The organism is Celeribacter ethanolicus, assembly GCF_002407265.1.
In the GTDB taxonomy this organism is placed as follows: domain Bacteria; phylum Pseudomonadota; class Alphaproteobacteria; order Rhodobacterales; family Rhodobacteraceae; genus Celeribacter; species Celeribacter ethanolicus.
The window spans coordinates 1,932,198-1,949,363 of the sequence record NZ_CP022196.1 but is presented as its reverse complement, the minus strand read 5'-3'; the positions used below and the strand labels follow the sequence as shown (position 1 = coordinate 1,949,363).

Annotated in this window: 16 protein-coding genes; 2 read left to right on the top strand and 14 right to left on the bottom strand. The window is 60.3% G+C overall.

Features of this window, described 5'->3' with window-relative positions; all coding sequences use genetic code 11:
• Positions 1–33: 33 nt before the first annotated feature.
• From CEW89_RS09625 to CEW89_RS09560, 14 genes are all read right to left on the bottom strand, one after another.
• A complete protein-coding gene (locus tag CEW89_RS09625) occupies positions 34–513 on the bottom strand; it encodes an Lrp/AsnC family transcriptional regulator (protein WP_096805755.1) in 480 nt (159 codons plus the stop codon).
• Positions 510–896 carry a hypothetical protein gene (locus tag CEW89_RS09620; protein WP_096805754.1) on the bottom strand — a complete coding sequence of 129 codons (387 nt, stop codon included), beginning with the start codon at positions 894–896 and terminating at the stop codon, positions 510–512. The genes CEW89_RS09625 and CEW89_RS09620 overlap by 4 nt, the downstream gene beginning before the upstream one ends.
• 16 nt (positions 897–912) lie before the next feature.
• Positions 913–1,632 (bottom strand): sulfate/molybdate ABC transporter ATP-binding protein, encoded by a 720-nt coding sequence (locus CEW89_RS09615; RefSeq protein ID WP_096805753.1) that lies wholly within the window; start codon positions 1,630–1,632, stop codon positions 913–915.
• 22 nt (positions 1,633–1,654) lie between these two features.
• Entirely contained in the window at positions 1,655–2,524 is an 870-nt protein-coding gene (gene cysW / locus CEW89_RS09610; protein WP_096805752.1) for a sulfate ABC transporter permease subunit CysW, read from the bottom strand.
• Positions 2,517–2,828 (bottom strand): hypothetical protein, encoded by a 312-nt coding sequence (locus tag CEW89_RS09605; protein ID WP_096805751.1) that lies wholly within the window; start codon positions 2,826–2,828, stop codon positions 2,517–2,519. The genes cysW and CEW89_RS09605 overlap by 8 nt, the downstream gene beginning before the upstream one ends.
• Positions 2,821–3,660: a sulfate ABC transporter permease subunit CysT gene (cysT, locus tag CEW89_RS09600; protein WP_096805750.1), complete on the bottom strand. Its 840-nt coding sequence runs from the start codon at positions 3,658–3,660 to the stop codon at positions 2,821–2,823. Before cysT ends, CEW89_RS09605 begins: the two co-directional genes overlap by 8 nt.
• 3 nt (positions 3,661–3,663) lie before the next feature.
• Complete coding sequence (locus CEW89_RS09595) at positions 3,664–4,860, bottom strand: sulfate ABC transporter substrate-binding protein (protein ID WP_096805749.1); 1,197 nt, start codon at positions 4,858–4,860, stop codon at positions 3,664–3,666.
• A 185-nt stretch (positions 4,861–5,045) separates the two neighbouring features.
• Complete coding sequence (locus tag CEW89_RS09590; RefSeq protein WP_096805748.1) at positions 5,046–5,513, bottom strand: RrF2 family transcriptional regulator; 468 nt, start codon at positions 5,511–5,513, stop codon at positions 5,046–5,048.
• A 503-nt stretch (positions 5,514–6,016) separates the two neighbouring features.
• Positions 6,017–9,016 carry a type I restriction endonuclease subunit R gene (locus tag CEW89_RS09585; RefSeq protein WP_096805747.1) on the bottom strand — a complete coding sequence of 1,000 codons (3,000 nt, stop codon included), beginning with the start codon at positions 9,014–9,016 and terminating at the stop codon, positions 6,017–6,019.
• Between the two features lie 20 nt (positions 9,017–9,036).
• Positions 9,037–9,339 (bottom strand): hypothetical protein, encoded by a 303-nt coding sequence (locus CEW89_RS09580; RefSeq protein ID WP_096805746.1) that lies wholly within the window; start codon positions 9,337–9,339, stop codon positions 9,037–9,039.
• A 167-nt stretch (positions 9,340–9,506) separates the two neighbouring features.
• On the bottom strand, positions 9,507–10,844 hold the full coding sequence (locus tag CEW89_RS09575; RefSeq protein WP_096805745.1) for a restriction endonuclease subunit S: 1,338 nt from the start codon (positions 10,842–10,844) through the stop codon (positions 9,507–9,509).
• Positions 10,841–12,862 carry a type I restriction-modification system subunit M gene (locus CEW89_RS09570; RefSeq protein WP_096805744.1) on the bottom strand — a complete coding sequence of 674 codons (2,022 nt, stop codon included), beginning with the start codon at positions 12,860–12,862 and terminating at the stop codon, positions 10,841–10,843. Before CEW89_RS09570 ends, CEW89_RS09575 begins: the two co-directional genes overlap by 4 nt.
• A gap of 112 nt (positions 12,863–12,974) precedes the next feature.
• A complete protein-coding gene (locus CEW89_RS09565; protein WP_096805743.1) occupies positions 12,975–14,699 on the bottom strand; it encodes an N-6 DNA methylase in 1,725 nt (574 codons plus the stop codon).
• 29 nt (positions 14,700–14,728) lie between these two features.
• Complete coding sequence (locus CEW89_RS09560) at positions 14,729–14,995, bottom strand: hypothetical protein (protein ID WP_096805742.1); 267 nt, start codon at positions 14,993–14,995, stop codon at positions 14,729–14,731.
• A 419-nt stretch (positions 14,996–15,414) separates the two neighbouring features.
• On the opposite strand from CEW89_RS09560, the gene CEW89_RS09555 reads away from it, so the two are divergent.
• On the top strand, positions 15,415–15,750 hold the full coding sequence (locus CEW89_RS09555) for a helix-turn-helix domain-containing protein (protein ID WP_096805741.1): 336 nt from the start codon (positions 15,415–15,417) through the stop codon (positions 15,748–15,750).
• Positions 15,743–16,990, top strand: a complete 1,248-nt coding sequence (locus CEW89_RS09550; RefSeq protein WP_096805740.1) for a type II toxin-antitoxin system HipA family toxin — start codon at positions 15,743–15,745, stop codon at positions 16,988–16,990. The genes CEW89_RS09555 and CEW89_RS09550 overlap by 8 nt, the downstream gene beginning before the upstream one ends.
• Positions 16,991–17,166 lie beyond the last annotated feature (176 nt).

The following is a 17,166-nucleotide window of genomic DNA, read 5'->3' as shown; positions in this document are numbered from 1 at the left end:
CAACCTTTCTACTGGGACGATAGAGGCGGAGCCTCAGACAGACTCGGTATCGATGGGGAGGGCGGTCGTGTGGCGCACCGTCTCCATGGCGAAGCTCGACGTGACATTCCGGCAGGCCAGGCGGCGGGTGAATTCGATGTAGAAAAGGTCGAAAGCGGCGGTGTCGCGTACGATGACCTTCAGCAGATAATCGACGTTGCCGGCCATCCTGTAGACCTCGATGATGTCCGGGAAGCTCGCGATCGCCTCGCGGAACTGCGCACGCCATTCCGGGCTGTGATCCATTGCTTCGACGCCGACAAAGACGGTGAGGCCGAGGCCGATCATTTCCGGATCTACGAGGGCGACGCGTCGCGTGATAACACCCGCGGCTTCGAGCTTCTGCACGCGTTTCCAGCAGGGTGTTTGCGACAGCCCCACTAGGTCCGCGAGTTGGGATACGGACAGCGTCGCGTCCTGCATCAGCTGATCGAGGATTTTTCGGTCGATGCGGTCGAGAGTGAGATCGCTCATTCGTATGGTCCTGCCATCATCTTGGTCCAGGGGGGCGCAAGCCGGGCGTAAACCTCCCGCTCGGCTTGACGCAGCAGCCAGGGATCTGGCTTGTCAGTGGAAATCCCGAACTCGTAGAGGCGCTGGCCCAGAAGACTGCGCCAGATCGGGTCAGACGTTCCGCGCCAGGGGCGAGGCAATACGATTGCCTTCAGCGCGTGCTGCGTTTCAGGGTGGTTGCGCCAGACCGCTGCCCAGCTCGGGGAAGCAGTCCGGAGGGTCCAGCCAGCGTCCCTCGCCAAAGCAAACCCACCGTATGGGGCCGTGCCATAGGCAAGGCGCGAGGTGGTGAGCCAGAGCGCGGCGCGACACCAGGTCCTGGGATATGTCGGTCTGCGTGACATGACATCATCCGCGTCCTCAGGCCGCCGTGAAGTTGCGAACAAAGTCGCTCGCGGGACGGGCCCGGATATCGCTAGGCTTGCCGATCTGCTCGATCCGCCCCATCGACATGATGACCACGAGATCGGCGAGTTCCATGGCCTCTTCCTGGTCGTGGGTCACGAAGACCGTGGTCAGCCCGGTCGTGTCGTGGATCTCGCGCAGACCCTGGCGCAGCTCCTTGCGGACTTTTGCGTCGAGGGCTCCAAAGGGTTCGTCGAGCAGCAGCATGCGCGGTTCGATGGCCAGAGCGCGCGCGAGCGCCACACGCTGGCGCTGGCCACCTGAGAGCTGGCTCGGATAGCGCGGTCCGATGTCAGGAAGCTGGATCAGATCAAGTAGGCGGTTCACCCGGCGTCCGATCTCTGCCCCTGGGGGACGTTCCTTGCCCTTGCGCGCCTTGAGGCCATAGGCAATGTTCTCGAAGACCGTCATGTGCCGGAACAGCGCGTAGTGCTGGAAAACGAATCCAGCACGGCGCTGCTGCACGGTCATGCCGGTGGCATCCTGCCCGTCGAAGAGCACACGCCCTGAGGTCGGAAACTCCAAGCCCGCGAGGATGCGCAACAGCGTGGTTTTGCCCGAGCCAGACGGCCCCAGCAGGGCGATCAGGGCCCCCGACGGGATTGGGAGCGAGACCGGGTGCAGTGCGCGAGAGGCGCCGAATTCCTTGGCGATTTCTTCGATTTCCACGAACATGTCAGGTCCTTTCCATGCAGGGTCAGTGGCGCCGTGTGGCGGCCAGAAGGTCGGCGTAGCGCCATTCGAGCAGAGACTTGAGCAAGAGCGTCACCAGAGCCAGAAGCGCGAGCACCGAGGCAAGAGTGAAAGCTGCGACGGAGAGGTACTCGTTGTAGAGCATCTCGATCATGATCGGCATGGTCGTGGTCTCGCCGCGGATCTTGCCGGAAATAACCGCCACTGCACCAAACTCTCCCATGGCACGGGCGTTGCAGAGCAGCACGCCATAGAGTAGCGCCCAGCGGATATTGGGCAGGGTGACGGTAAAGAAGCAGCGCCATCCGCTGGCACCGAGCGTCAGGGCGGCTTCCTCTTCGGCCCGTCCCTGTTCCATCATCACGGGGATCAGTTCCCGGGCGACGAAAGGAAAGGTCACAAAGAGCGTGGCCAGCAGAATGCCGGGCACGGCGAAGACGATCTTGACGTCATGGGCGATCAGCCAGGCTCCGAGGGTCGAATTGGCGCCGAAGAGCAACACCAGAGCCAGGCCCGCTACCACCGGCGAGACCGAGAAAGGCAGATCGATCAGCGTGATCAGGAAGGCCTTGCCGCGGAAATCGAACTTGGTGATGGCCCAGGCGGCGGCAATCCCGAAGACGGCGTTCAGCGGCACGGCGATGGCCGAGATGATCAGTGTCAGGCGGATGGCGGCACGGGCATCCGGAGCGGTCAGGCTCTCAAGGGCGACAGCCCATCCCTTGCTGAGCGCTTGCGAAAAGACCGCAATCAGCGGCGCGAAGAGCAGGATCGCGATCAGGACGAAAACGGTTCCAATCAGAATGTGCCGGGTCAAACGGGGCTCGGTCGTCACCGAGGGCGGGCGAGAGAGGACAGGGGCAATCTCAGACATTCAGGGCTCTCCCATACCTTCGACTCGCGCTGCGAAAGCTGGACCTCCCGGAGGCGGTGCCTCCTGAGGGGGGGGTGACATAGTAGATCAGGATAAGCGCGCATGGATTTGCGGTAAGCCAGGCGAAGAGAAGCCAGGCGAAGAGGGCCCAGCCGAGGCCTGCGCCGAGCAACCAGACAATCAGGCCGAGAAGCATGCTCCCCGCACCGATGACGGTGGTGAGCACGAAGCCTGCTCCGTGCGGCAATTGCAGCCGGGCAACTTCATGATATTCATCTTTCGGGAGAACTTTGTGGTCAGACATCTCCGATCCTCCGTCTGCTCCAGATTTGAATGGCATTGATCAGCAGCAGCATCGCGAAGGAGATCAGCAGCATGGCGATCCCGATGGCGGTAGCCGCGTCGTAGTTGAATTCTTCGAGCCGGATCACGATCAGCAGCGGCGCGATTTCGGTCTTGAAAGGCAGGTTGCCAGCAATGAAGATGACCGACCCGTACTCACCGACCGAACGGGCGAGTGCCAGGGCGAAGCCGGTCAGGAGCGCGGGCGTCAGCATCGGCAGGATGACCCGACGCAGCGTATAGGCGCGCCCGGCCCCGAGCGTGGCGCTGGCTTCTTCGACCTCGCGGTCGATCTCCTCCATGACCGGCTGAACCGTACGGACAACGAAAGGCAATCCTATGAAGATCAGCGCCAGCCAGATGCCGATCTGGGTATAGGCAACCTTGATCCCCAGCGGCGCAAGGAGCGAGCCGAACGCCCCATTCGGTGCATAAAGAGCCGTCAGTGCAATCCCGGCGACCGCTGTCGGCAGTGCGAAGGGCAGGTCGATGGCTGCATCGATCACGCGCCGCCCCCAAAACCGGTACCTTACGAGAACCCAGGCCAGGACCGCACCGAAGACCAAGTTGAACACCGAGGCAATCAGAGCCGCGCTGAACGAGAGGATAAGAGCGCTGCGGATCCGCCGCGAACTCACCATTTCCCAGAGCTCGACCGGGCCGATCGTCAGACCGCGGGCGAGCAAGGCAAGGATCGGGAGCAGGACGACGATGGAAAGCATTGTCATCATCACCCCGAAGCTGAGCCCGAAGCCGGGCAGGGGGGAGGGAGATCGTAGCAGACCCGCACGCATGGTTCACTGCCCCTCGAAGATCTGGTCGAAGACACCGCCATCACCAAAGAAGGCGGGCTGCACCTCTGCCCAGCCCCCGAAATCGTCGATCGACAGACGTTCGACTTCGGGGAAGCGGGCAATGTCCTCCTCGGAGGCCGCCGAGGTGTCCCAGGCGCGGTAGAAGTTCTTCAGTGCCAACGCCTGTGCCTCGGGCGAGTAGAGGTGCTCGAGATAGGCCTCGGCGGCTTCTTTCTGAGCATCAGAAGTGATGTTTCCATCCACCAGCGTCACCGGCGGTTCGGCCAGCATCGAGACCGAGGGCACGACAATGTCGAAGGCACCCTCGCCCTGTTCCGCAAGGGCGAGGAAGGCCTCGTTCTCCCAGGCGAGCAGCACGTCACCGATGCCGCGTTGGGTGAAGGTGTTGGTCGAACCGCGTGCCCCGGTGTCAAGCACTGGCACGTTGCGGTAGAGTGCTGCGAGATAGTCACGCGCCTGTGCTTCGTCCCCGCCGAATTCCTTCAGTGCCCACGCCCAGGCGGCCATGAAATTCCACCGCGCGCCACCGGAGGTCTTGGGGTTCGGCGTGATCACCTCGACATCGTCGCGGATGAGATCCTCCCAATCCTTGATACCTTTCGGGTTACCGTCGCGCACCAGGAAGACGATGGTCGAGGTATAGGGCGAGGAGTTATGCGGCAGGCGCGACTGCCAGTCCTCGGGGATCTTCCCGGTGCGCTCGGCGATGGCCGAGATATCTGCCGAGAGAGCGAGGGTGACGACCGTGGCTTCGAGCCCGTCTATGACCGAGCGCGCCTGGCCGCCCGACCCGCCATGGGACTGGCGCAACGTCACGGGCGCATGCCCTTCGCCTTCCCACCAGTCATTGAAGAGTTCGTTGTACTGCCGGTAAAACTCTCGCGTCGGGTCGTAAGACACATTCAGGAGATCGACAGAGTCCTGAGCCTTCACGCCATGCGCAGGGCCGAAGGCCAGGGCAAGTGTCCCGACAACTGCGAGCAGCCCACTACGCCAGTGAGGCGCTGACAGTGCCTTGATCAGAGGCGATTGCGGGCGGGCCCCTCGGTCGCGCCCCGGCACCCGTGCGCCGGAAATGCGCTGGTCTCCCAGGTCGATTTCGATTCGGCCATCGCTGAGCTCACGGACATAAGTGCCCTGAGCGAGCGCGTGGTTGCCGGTATGGATAGTCTGGATCATCGTAACCTCCTCTGCTGATGGACTTCAGCTTGTGGTGTCAGGTTACGGCGCGGTGACCCTTCTCATGGGTTGGGATGAAACACGGGCAAACTGCCGCCGGCGTCACCTGACACCTAAATTACGACAGAGTTAATCGTGTATTGCAACGGAATAATCACGGCTAATTTTGTCGTGATTATAGAAGATTATTCTCCCGCGACCACGTCAGGCATCGAGAAGCGTTCGAGGGGGCGAGCGTCCTCCATGAGGTCGGCCAGTGTCAGTGACTCGATCATCAGGATATAAGCGGAGTAGAAGCCGCCGAAGACCGCACGCACTCGGCAAGTCAACTCATCCTTGCAGTCCTCGCAGCGCTGATAGGCATTGCGAGACAGGCATGGCAGGGGCGCCATGGGGCCGTCGATCAGTCGCAGGATCTCAGCCAGGGAGATGCGTTTGGGATCCTTGATGAGCTCGTAACCGCCCTTGCGCCCCCGCCGGCTTCCGATCAGGCCCGCGCGTTTCAGATCCAGCAGGATATGTTCGAGGAACCGCTTGGGGGCTCCCGAGCGTTCGGCGATTTCCTCGATCCGCAGAGCGCTTCCCTCCCCGGCTTTCTCGTCTGCCATGACCATGAGAGACTTCAGGGCGTATTTTGTTTTCTGGGTGATCATGGGATTGGCTGCTCGGCTCAACTGCGACTAACTATATCGACTTTATCAAGATCCGGACGAAAATCGACCTCTGATGGTCGATTTGCTTCGACAAGATCACTTGAGGCAGATTCAGAACATATCAGCCAAAGGTCGATCCTCGCGGGTTCCGCATGCCTTCCTCCATCGAAAACGGACGGCTCCCGCCGCCCCGCGACCAGTATACAGGCTTATCCGGCCGGGTCGGGCCGGTGGAAAAGACATGCGGTCTTACTACCAAGCGGACATTGCCCGTATCAATATATAGCGCTTTACGTGATCGTTCAATGCTATGCGTGCTATTTTGTTCTCTTTTTGTTTTGTCCGACACCTCCTCATTAGCGTACCCCCAATCGTCGCTGTGCCAGTCGGCGTGAGGTCATGATCAATCTCTCCCAGCAGAGGTCAGATTTGACCTCTGCGCCAGGCTTCACGCCTCTTGGAACTGCCCGGGGGCAGCTACGCCGTCCCCGGGGCTTTGCTCTCTAAGCCGCCCGTCCAGCTCCACGCACAGCACGTTGGAACATCAGCCCCATGAGCATATTCCGCGCCTCCTGGTCCTGCATGAACGCGTTCCGCATGGCATTGTCCCGCTGGAATGCCTGAATGGCCCGGCGCATAAACTCCGCGTCAAAGCGCGGACGCACGTCCCGAGGGTCATTGTTCCGCAGCATCTCCGCCCAGACGTCATCATCGAGGATGTCGTTGTTCACCGCCTCGAACCGGATGTAGTCCTCTTCCGAGAATTCGGTGCCGTGACGCGCATTGAAGGAGGTGATGATCTCCGTGAGAGTCTTCGACTCTTCCTCGGTGTAGGGGTTGGCCCCAAATCGGTCGATCGGGCTCAATGCCTGATTATCATCTTTGCCAAGGGACGCGTCCTGCTCCTCGCCTTCCTTCTGGAGACGGAAGGCGGCCATTTCGAGCATGTCGTCGGTAACATCCCCGCCCTGCGGCGCCTGCCGGGTGGGCAGGATGCGTTTGAGCCAGGTGCCGTAAAGGTGTAGCTTCTCGAGATCCGTGTCCCCGAGATCCACCACCTGGGCGATGAAGGAATAGAACCGCAGGAAAGACGCCAGAACCTGGCGGAACTCCTCTTGGTCATCGTCGTTCAGGTTTTCATTGAAGCGGGTGACCGCCTGCCGGACGATACCCTCGAGAACCGGGCGTTCATCTGCCCGCTTGGAGGACTGCAGGAAGCGGGTGACGAAGCGATCGATCTCGGTAGCGTCGAGCACGCCGAAGGCCTTCAGGCGGGCCTCGAGGTTGTAAACCTGATTGGGATCCGAGATGTCCTCGAGCTGGGTCACGTTGTAGTACGGTTTGAACGCGGCCTGGATCTCCTCGACCGTGTTGCGGAAGTCGAGGATATAGGTGCGGTTCTTGCTGGGGTAGATGCGGTTCAGGCGCGCCAGGGTCTGAACGGCCTGCAGCCCGCTCAGCCGGCGGTCGATGTACATGGCCACAAGCTTGGGCTGGTCGAAGCCGGTCTGGTATTTCTCCGCGACCACGAGCACGTTGTAGGTCTGGCCATCGAACTGCCGCGGCAGCTCTGTCTCGGCAAAGCCGTTGATCCCCGGCTCAGTATAGGGCTGACCATCGATCGTGATCTCACCCGAGAAGGCCACCAGCGAGGTCACATCCGTGTAGCCGTTGTCGGTGATGTATTTCGTGATAGCCTGATGCGTCTTGATCGCGTGCTCTCGGCTCGAGGTCACCACCATGGCCTTGGCCTGACCGGAAAGCTCCGGCAGCGCGTGGCGGCGGAAGTGTTCGACGATCACCTCGGCCTTCTGAGCCATGGATGTCTCATGGAAGTCGATGAAGCGCGCAACCTTGCGGGAAGACTTGCGTTCGAGAAGTTCCGGATCCTCGTCAATCGCCTTCTCGAGCTTCGCATAGGACTTGTAGGTCTGGTAGTTGCGCAGCACGTCCAGAATGAAGCCTTCCTCGACGGCCTGACGCATCGAATAGAGATGGAACGGCTCCGGGCCGTTCTCTCCCACGCGGCCGAAGCGCTCCAAGGTGACGTTCTTTGGGGTTGCCGTGAAGGCGAGGTAGGAGAGATTGGCCTGGGGCCCGCGCAGGCGCTGCAGCTCCAGGAGGGCCTGCTCCGTGGCGTCGAATTCCTTCTCTTCCTCGGTAAGCTCGCCGTCAGCCAGAACGCGCGCCATGCTGTCGGCATGTTTGCCGGACTGGGAGCTGTGCGCCTCATCGATGATGATCGCGAAACGCTTGTGGTTCTCGTTCTTCAGGACCGAGAGCTGGTCGGTCGAGAACTTGTGGATCGTCGAGATGATGATCTTGGCGCCATCCTCGATGGCCTTTTTCAACTGGCGCGAGGTGCCGTCGATCGGCTTCACGTAGCCTTCCGTCTGCGCAAAGGACTTAATGGTCTGCTGCAGCTGCCGATCCAGGACCACACGGTCGGTGACCACGATCACGGTATCGAAAATCGCCTGGTCATTGTCGTCATGGAGCGTCGCCAGGTGGTGGGCAGCCCAGGCGATGGTGTTGGACTTGCCGGAGCCGGCGGAGTGCTGGAACAGGTAGTTCTGACCGGCGCCGTTCGCCTTGGCATCCTGGATGAGCATGCGCACTGCATCCAGCTGCTGGAAGCGCGGCCAGATCGTGGTCCGTTTTACCTGGCCGCCGGGCTGCTCGACCTCATCCACAAGGACGAAGCGATGCAGGATCCCGAGAAGGACCTCACGCGAGAAGACAGCCTTCCGGGCCCCGATGTCCCGATACAGATAGGCGATACGGAACTCGTCCTCGACATCCGGATTGCCGGCGCCGCCGTCACGGCCGCGGTTGAAGGGAAGGAAGCGGGTCTTGCCGTTGTTGAGCTGCGTCGTCATCGAGACGTTGTCCTGATCCAGCGCGAAATGCACCAGGGCGCCGCGCTTGAAGGTCAGGAGGGGCTCACCATTCGGCGCGCGGTCCTTGCGGTACTGCTTTTCGGCCGCCTGGTAGGTCGACCCGGTCAGGGTGTTCTTCAGCTCCAGCGTGGAGAAGGGGATGCCGTTGATGAAGAGCACCACGTCGATGGCGTTCTCGGATCGCAGGGAGTAACGGACCTGCCGCATCACACCAAGGATATTGCCCTCGTAGGCCCGCAGGGTGGCCGGGTTCAGGCCGGAGGCGGGCTTGAAGGTGCAGAGCGTGATCTTGATGCCGGGCACGATGGTGATGCCCTGACGCAGCACCTCGAGGGTGCCCACGGACTTGAGGCGCTCCTCGACCTGGCGGGTCAGGGTCTCGCGCTCCTTGCCGGGGTACTGGTCGCTGAGCTTCTTCCAGGCGTCGGGCTGCGTCGTGCGGACGTATTCCTCGATCATCTCGGGGTCGAGGGCGGTCTTGCGGTCGAAGGCCGTGTAGGGGCGTTCACGCCAGCCCTGGCGCGTGACAAGTTGATCGACGAAGTGGAGTTCGACGGCTTCTTCGGTGTGCAACTTCTGAGCGGAAATGGTCGGGCTGGGCATGGAATCTCTTTCTTCGTCAATCAGTGGTGGTTGCCGGCTTCGTCGGCATCCAGGAAGTCCAGTAGAGCTTTGATGCCGGCCTTCTCCTGTGCGAGGGCAACGCGAAGCTTGGCGACGTCGACGCGCTCTTCACTTCGATCTCGAAACGCACGTTGCATAGCCCCATCGGTCACGGCGCGATGTACTTGTACCTGCTTCAGGAGCTTTCCGTATTCATGTTCCCAGAACAGCCCGCCCTTCGCATCAGGCCTTTCTACAAGCGTCAGAAACTTGCTGCCCATCGAAGAGGGCGCGCGGTCCTGATCCTCCCACTCGATGTCCATGCGCCACCCTTTAGGTCCAGTCCGGTATCCGCTAGGGGAGGAAGGATCCTTGATTGGTCCTGACATGGCGATAGGTTCGGATACGACTCTTCCGAAGCCAAACTTGGGGTGATCGACGCGGTCGCCCCAAGCCAGCGGACACTGTCCATGCTCATTCTTATTGAGGTTCATGCCTGCATCTCCTCTTCGATACGGTCGAGCGTTTCCGAGGTGTTGCCCGCCTTGCCGTAGGTGTCCTCGTCGATCTGGCCGGTGACGGCGGCGGTGATCAGGGCGGCGCGCCGTTCTTTCAGTTTCTCTATCGTTTCGCGTGTCTTTTTTGATATGGTGCGGGTCGCTGCCTCTAACTTTTCGAGGTGTTGGCCAATGATTTCCTGCTCTTCCATCGGGGGCAGTACAACGGGCATGTTGCGGAGCAAGTCCTGACTCAGGGACGCACGCGTAATCAAATTCATCTCCTTCGCGAAATAGTCGCGAAGCCCGGAGTGTTGAAATGCAAACTTCGAAAACAGAGGGTGAAGTTTTCCTTTCGAGGGGCGGAAGCGGATCAGGAAACCTGCGAAGACTGCATTCTCGATGGTCTCCATGCAAACACTTGAGAAGCCGACCTCATCGATGGTTTCTGATGTTCGCGTGAAAAAAACGTCTCCTGCTCTGACCGTATAGGAGGCTCGGTCAGATACGCTCGACTGAACCAACCCTGATCCAGTGTTTGGCAAGACACGATTCTTGTAAACATCGCCGTAGCTGATGAATGGAAAACCCGACCCGAAGGCATCGCCGCCAATATTGATCCCATTTGCACAGCGTCCGAGATAGCCGAGCTTGGTGATGGACCAGTGTGTCGGAACTTGGCCGATCCAATCGACTCCGCTATCCTTCATCTCTGCATCTGAATTGGCGCCCTGAGTGACGGCTTTGGTGATTGCCGCCCGGAGTTTTGCATCCAGCGCAGAGAGCAGATGCTCCTTCTTCGCGATCAGCTCATCAATCCGCGCGGTCTCGCGGTCGAGGAAGGCGGCGATCCGTTTTTGGGTGGGGAGGTCGGGAGTCGGCAATACCAAGTCTGCAAACTGTTCGTATCGAACAGATTTGCCGTCGCGGATACCAGTGACGGCAGTCTGCAATGTTTGGATGAACGCAGAAGATTTCAGAAGATACCGGAAGAAATCAGGTGCGACACGATCCGTCGGGCGCATGACGGTGTAAGCTGGACTGATGCAACCTGCCTCCATAGCGCGCTCGATACCACCCTCGAAAGTGCGCAGACTGATGACGAAATCATCTACCTCGACATGCAGGAAATTGTCGGTGCCAGCGAGAGCGGCAGTCGCTCGTGTGTCGGAAAGCTCATTGTATCGTGCCTGCGCGATGACGCCGTATGCTTGACTGGCCGTCAGCTGCGCATCTGTTGTGCGGGCACGTTCGCGTTGCTGTCGAAAAAGAAACCGCGCTCGGAATGCAGGGATTCCCGGTGCGGCAGGGACGGTCGCGAACCCGCTCATGCCACCACCTCTTTCAGCAGCCCGGCAATCTCCGCTTCCAGCGTCTTCAGCTCCGTATCGATCTCCGCCAGCGGCCGCGGCGGCACATACTGGTAGAAATACCGGTTGAAGTTGATCTCGTAGCCCACGCGGCCGACCTCGCCATCGGAAGCGTCCCGATGCGAGGTGTCCACCCAGGCATCCGGCACGAAAGGCTCGACTTCGCGGGCGAAGTAGTCCTGCCAGTCTTCCTTCATTGGGACCAGCTCATGATCCCGAAGGCTGGTGTCGGGCACGAGGTTGCCGTCCTTGTCGAGTTCCGGCTCCGCATTCTCGTCACGCAGGGACATGGCGCTGACAATCGCCTTCTTCAGGGGTGCTGCGATCTTGATGCCCATGCCCGCCGCGATGCGTTTCAGCCCCTTCTCGACACCCTTCGGAGAGGTGTCATTCTCACCGCCCAGGGCATCGTGAAGCAGGTCGACCATCTGTTCCTGTTCTTCCGGCTCGAGCTTCTGGAAGGGTTTCGTGGCCTTCAGAGCCGCGATGCCTTCGTCGGTCACCTCGAAGCGCTGACGCAGGGGGCGCTCCACCCGGATCTCGCGATATCCGAAATCGGTGGTGTCGAAGATCTTGGATACATCGCCGTAGCCAGCCGCCCCATTCAGGAACTCCTCATAGATCCGCACGATCTCGGCACGGGCGTCATCCCCGATGGCGCGACGCTTGGAGCCCAGGGACTTGCGCATGGATTGCCAGAAGCGCTCGCCCGAGGCGTCGATCAGCTGCACCTTGCCGCGGCGCTCTTCCGGCTTTCTGTTAGAGAGGATCCAGATGTAGGTCTGGATGCCCGTGTTGTAGAAGATGTCCGTTGGCAGGGCGATGATCGCCTCGACCAGGTCGTTCTCCAGCATCCAGCGACGGATCTCGCTTTCCCCGGATCCCGCGCCGCCGGTGAAGAGGGGAGAGCCGTTCATGACGATGCCGACACGGGAGCCTTTCTCGTCATCGCGCATCTTCTCGATCATGTGCTGCACGAAGAGCAGCTGACCATCGGAGATGCGAGGAAGGCCAGCGCCAAAACGCCCGTCGAAGCCGAGGTCCTCGGCTTCTTCCTTGATCGGCGCGGCGTATTTCTTCCAGTCCACGCCATAGGGCGGATTGGAGAGCATGTAGTGGAAGGTCTCCCCCTTGTGCGCATCCTGGGTCAGCGTGTTGCCATAGGCGATGCGCGAGGCGTCATGCCCTTTGACCATCATGTCCGACTTGCAGATCGCGAAGGACTCGCCGTTCAACTCCTGGCCGAAGAGGTCGACATTGAGCGCCGGGTTGAACTCTTTCATGGCCTCTTCCGCGACAGAGAGCATGCCGCCGGTGCCACAGGCCGGGTCGTAGACACGGCGGATGATCCCCTTGCCGGACAGAGCCTCGTCATCATTGGCCAGAAGCAGGTCGACGAGAAGGCGGACCACCTCTCGCGGCGTGAAGTGCTCACCGGCGGTCTCGTTGGAGATTTCCGAGAAGCGGCGGATCAGCTCCTCGAAGAGGTACCCCATCTCGAGGTTGGAAACCTCGTCCGGGTGGATCGGCAACTGGCAGAACCGGTCGAACACCATCCAGAGCGAGCCCTTTTCATCAAGGTCCTTCAGGATCTCGGTGAATTTGAATTTCTCGATGAAGATGTCGCGCACGTTCGGGCTGAAGCCGGTCAGGTAGTCGACCAGGTTGCTGCGCAACTGCCCGGCGTCCTGCTGGCGCAGGGTGGAGAAGGTGAACTGGCTGGTGTTGTAGATCTGGCCGCCAGCGGCCGCGATCTCCGACAGGATGGTCATGCGCATCTGCTCGTCCATCTCGTCGGGGAGGCCGGATGCGGTCGTGAGAACGGCCTGCTTGGTGTTCTCGAGGAGGCAGTCAAGACGCCGCAGGATTGTAAAGGGAAGAACGATCTTGCCGTACTCGGATTGCTTGAAATCACCGCGGAGCAATTCCGCAATGGACCAGATGAAAGAGGCGTTGTTGTTGATGGTGTCCTGGCTCAAAGCCGATCTCCTGAATTGTCGAGATGCAATCCCGCTTTGCCTTTAAGGTAAGGGACTGGGCGGAAAATGGGAATCTCCGCTTGGACGGAAATTGTGGATTGTTGGTATGCTTTTAGGTCGGGGAGTTTAAGAGCCCATGTGGCCACCCCTGGGCTCGTACATTCTCCAATTTCAATTTCATCTCATCTATCTCGTCGAATATCGCCTGCCGCGCGGCGAAGCTTTCCTCGATGGATCGCACAGTTTGCTCATCGGGCATCGGGATTTGAAATCCCTTGAGGTCTTTCATCGCAAGGGTCTGGATGGCAGCGCCGCCGGCAATCGACTGGATATAGTCCTGGACGGTGTCATTCGAGAGATACTCGTAGAGCGCGAGGCTGCTCATTTTAACGCGCTTTTTCGGGCGCAGGATCATCAGAGACTGTCCGGCGGTCCAGATAGTGTCCTCTCCTTCACGCGGGACGTCAGGTGGCACAACGCCGACCACACCGATGGTACCCTTGATCGAAAGGAGCACATCCCCAGGGCGGAGCTGTTGGTTGAAGGCCTTGTTGTACTTCGCCCGATCGACGGCGATTTCCCGTTTGGGAGTTGAGACGAAGCCTCGTTCATTCACGTCACCGGGCGCGGCCTCGAGCAGGGTGTATTCTCCTTCCTCATCGGCAGAGATTGTGACAGGACGGACCAGCTCAACCACATCCGAGAGCTCGGCCACATCCGACTGCGCCAGAAATGCGTCGATTTTCTCACGCATTCCAACGTTCAAGTACCGTTCCGGTACCAAAACGGTGTTGTTTGCAATAACCTCGTCACGCGTCACATCCCGGGCCAGCGTCCGGTCTTCCGGTGTCTCGCCCTTCAGCATATCGCGCCACGAAACGTCATTCAGAATTTCTGCGCGGCCGCGGCGGCCTTTCTGAGACAGTGTCCTGTGCCCCAGATCAATGAAGCGCACGGCACTGGAGGTCGCATCTGCGGCAGAGATGACAAGAAGGCTGGTCTTGACCCAGGTATTGGCAAGCATCATGCCCGACGGCACACTCATGACGGCTTGCAGGCGGCCGCTGTCGAGCAGAGCGCGTCTGGCAACGGGCTCCGTCCCGACCATGCGGAACAGCTCCCCCTCTGGCACACACAGGATTACGCGAGCGCGGGTATTCTCGATGGCATCTGCAATGGAAACGGTTTCAGCATTGAGGCGTGCTTTCCGCCCTTCCTGAAGCCCCAGAAGCCCGAGTGTGCGATGAGGGACCGTTTCCAGCTGCTTGATCGGCATACCAAACGGTGGGAGTACGACTTCGACGTCCGCATCATCATCGGATCTTCGGCGCTCCCAAGGCCAAGCGAGCTCGACCGCGATGATGTCCTCCAGGCCGAGCGCCGCAGCCATATCCCGCATCAACTGGCATTCATCCTCGTTGATCCAGGAGAACCGGACGCTCGGGGCTTTCCCTGCAAGTGACATGCGGTGTGCATAGGCGAGGCAGGGTACGAAACTTGCCGCATGGGAGAAACGCACGCTCATCGCCCCATCGATCATGTCGATGATCTGCTCTACTGCTTCCTCGCGGAGCCAGCCAAGATCAGTTCGCTCCGCCTCGGGAGACGCGAAAAAGCTGGTCAGGGTGCGAAAGCGTTCCTCCGGCTCCAGGGCCAGCAGGGCCTTCGCGGACCCTTCGAGGAGCGGCAGAACCTCCCTGTGGCGGGGCTGGCTGACTTTGATTTCGCCCATTGATCCACCGGACTTCAGATTTGCGGCCATGGCGACAAGAAGCGCGTAGGCCTCTTCGGGTCGCATGGCGTCACGCGTTTGGTGGAGCAGGTCTTGTATTTTCATGCTTACCTCAGAGGTAGGGTTTAACTATTTTAGGCGAGCTTAACGTTAAAGCTGTTCATGTGGTAGGCTGTAATCAGGTGGTCGCCATCTGCCACCACGACGATGCCGCCCTTCTTGCGAGCATCTGAGAGTATCTTGAGCCGGTACTGAAGGTCGTTCACTTCTTTATCAATGATTTTCGACGAGAGGATGATCTTGTCGCCCTTTATGTCGCCGAGGTCGAGTGTCAAATCGATTAGGTCCTTGCGGATGCCACGTTGGTTCATCCTGCTCGTGATGTGGTGCGTCATGTGCATGGGGTATCTCCGGGCTTCATGAAAGCTATATAGGTAGAAAGCGACTTCAAGGTCAAGACAAAAATCAAAAGGCAGGATTTAACTATTGTGATTTCTGTTGGCGATCACCTGGTGCGTTTGCGGTCGAGGTGGCGAAGCCAACCTGTGATGGCAAAGACTGGCGTGTCCACGCACGGAGCCGCTGGGGAGCTCGCGAGAGTTTGACCCCACTAATTTGGGCTGATCACGAAGGCGCGGTTGGGGTGGTCTGCATTGCTCCCGATGGTGACATGGTTCTCGGTACGCGACCCACTATAGCCCATAGACGAATTCAGGGCGCACAGTTCAGCCAGTTGGCGTTGAGGTGCGCTACATAGCCTCTTCATAAATTGTAATCTTCGTGCTACAAATATCCTCATTATGTAGTGTGAAGATGACAAATGCCGACACCTCACAACCCTCCGGCCGCAGTGCGGCGCGCGCTGCGCAAGCTAGGCGCGGACATCCAGGACGCCCGGCGGCGTCGGCGACTGCCCATGGCCGTCGTGGCGGAGCGAGCTTTCACATCGCGGTCGACACTCCAGAAGATCGAGGCCGGAGACACCAGTGTCAGCATCGGCATCTATGCCAGCGTCCTCCAGGCGCTTGGGCTCCTGGAGGGGCTAAGCCAAGTGGCGGATGTCGCCAACGACAGCGTCGGCCAGGCGCTAGCCAGTGCCGACTTGCCGAAGAGTGTCCACCTCAAGCGGCCAGCGGGACCGTCGCGCAATGGCTGATTTTGAGGTCCACGTCGATCTGAAGGGTCGCCTGCATCTTGTCGGACTGGCGCGCAGCAACCGTGCCCGCGGTGGTGAGACCATCCTGTTCGAGTACGATCCTGCCTGGCTGAAGGATGCAGAACGGTTCTCGCTTGAGCCTGCTCTCCCCATAACGCGTGGCGCCTTTGCTCCACCGGCGGGCCTGTCGACCTTTGGCTCGATTGGCGACTCCGCGCCCGACACCTGGGGCCGCCGCCTGATGCAACGTTCGGAGCGACGCAGCGCCGAACAGGATCGCCGTGCGGTGCGCACGCTGACCGAAAGCGATTATCTTCTGGGGGTCGCCGACGAGACCCGGCTTGGCGCGCTTCGCTTCCGTCGAGTGGGAGAAGAGCCATTCCTGGCACCGATCCGCGCGGGCGTTCCCGCCCTGATCGAACTCGGACGTCTCCTTCAGGTCACCGAGCGGATCCTGCGGGATGAGGAAACCGACGAGGACCTCCAGCTCATCTTTGCGCCTGGCTCATCGCTCGGCGGAGCGCGTCCGAAGGCCTCGGTCATCGATCAGCATGGTCATCTCTCTATTGCCAAGTTTCCGAAGGAAACCGACGAATACAGCATGGAGACATGGGAGGAGATTGCCCTCCGACTGGCCGGCCAGGCCGGTATCGTCACGCCGCACCACGAACTCGTCGATGTGGCGGGCAAGAAGGTCATGCTGTCGCGGCGGTTCGATCGCGAAGGCGCCGTGCGGATCCCGTTCCTGTCAGCGATGGCGATGATGGGCGCCAAGGATGGCGAGCGCGGGAGCTACCCCGAAATCGTCGACTCTCTGGCCGAGCATGGCGCACAGGGCAAGACCGATGCCCAGGCCCTGTATCGCCGTGTCGTCTTCAGCGTGCTGATCTCCAATGTCGACGATCATCTGCGCAACCACGGCTTCCTTTGGCGTGGCAAGGCAGGATGGTCGCTGTCGCCGGTCTACGATCTCAATCCGGTGCCGACCGACATCAAGGCGCGGGTGCTGACCACCAATATCGATCTCGACGAGGGCACCTGTTCGCTCGAACTGCTGGAAGAGGCTTCAGAATACTTCGCCCTGACGCTCGCGCAGGCGCGCGTAATCATCAAGGAGGTGGCAACGGTCACCGCCACCTGGCGCGAGACCGCGAGGTCGGTCGGTGCGCGGTCAACTGAGATCAACCGCATGGCCAGCGCCTTCGAGCATGAAGATCTGCGGCGCGCGCTGGTGCAATGACGTGACCATGCCACCGCAGATTTGACACGCCATCGGTCAGGGTGCAGCCTCTTGAGGGCGCGTGCCATTTGGTTGCGCCCAGGATGACCTCCAGAAAGGTAAGCCCATGATTGGTCCGTTGATCTGCATAGCTGGCATAGTGATCAGCGTCGTGGGGTCAGTCCATTGCTGGCTGG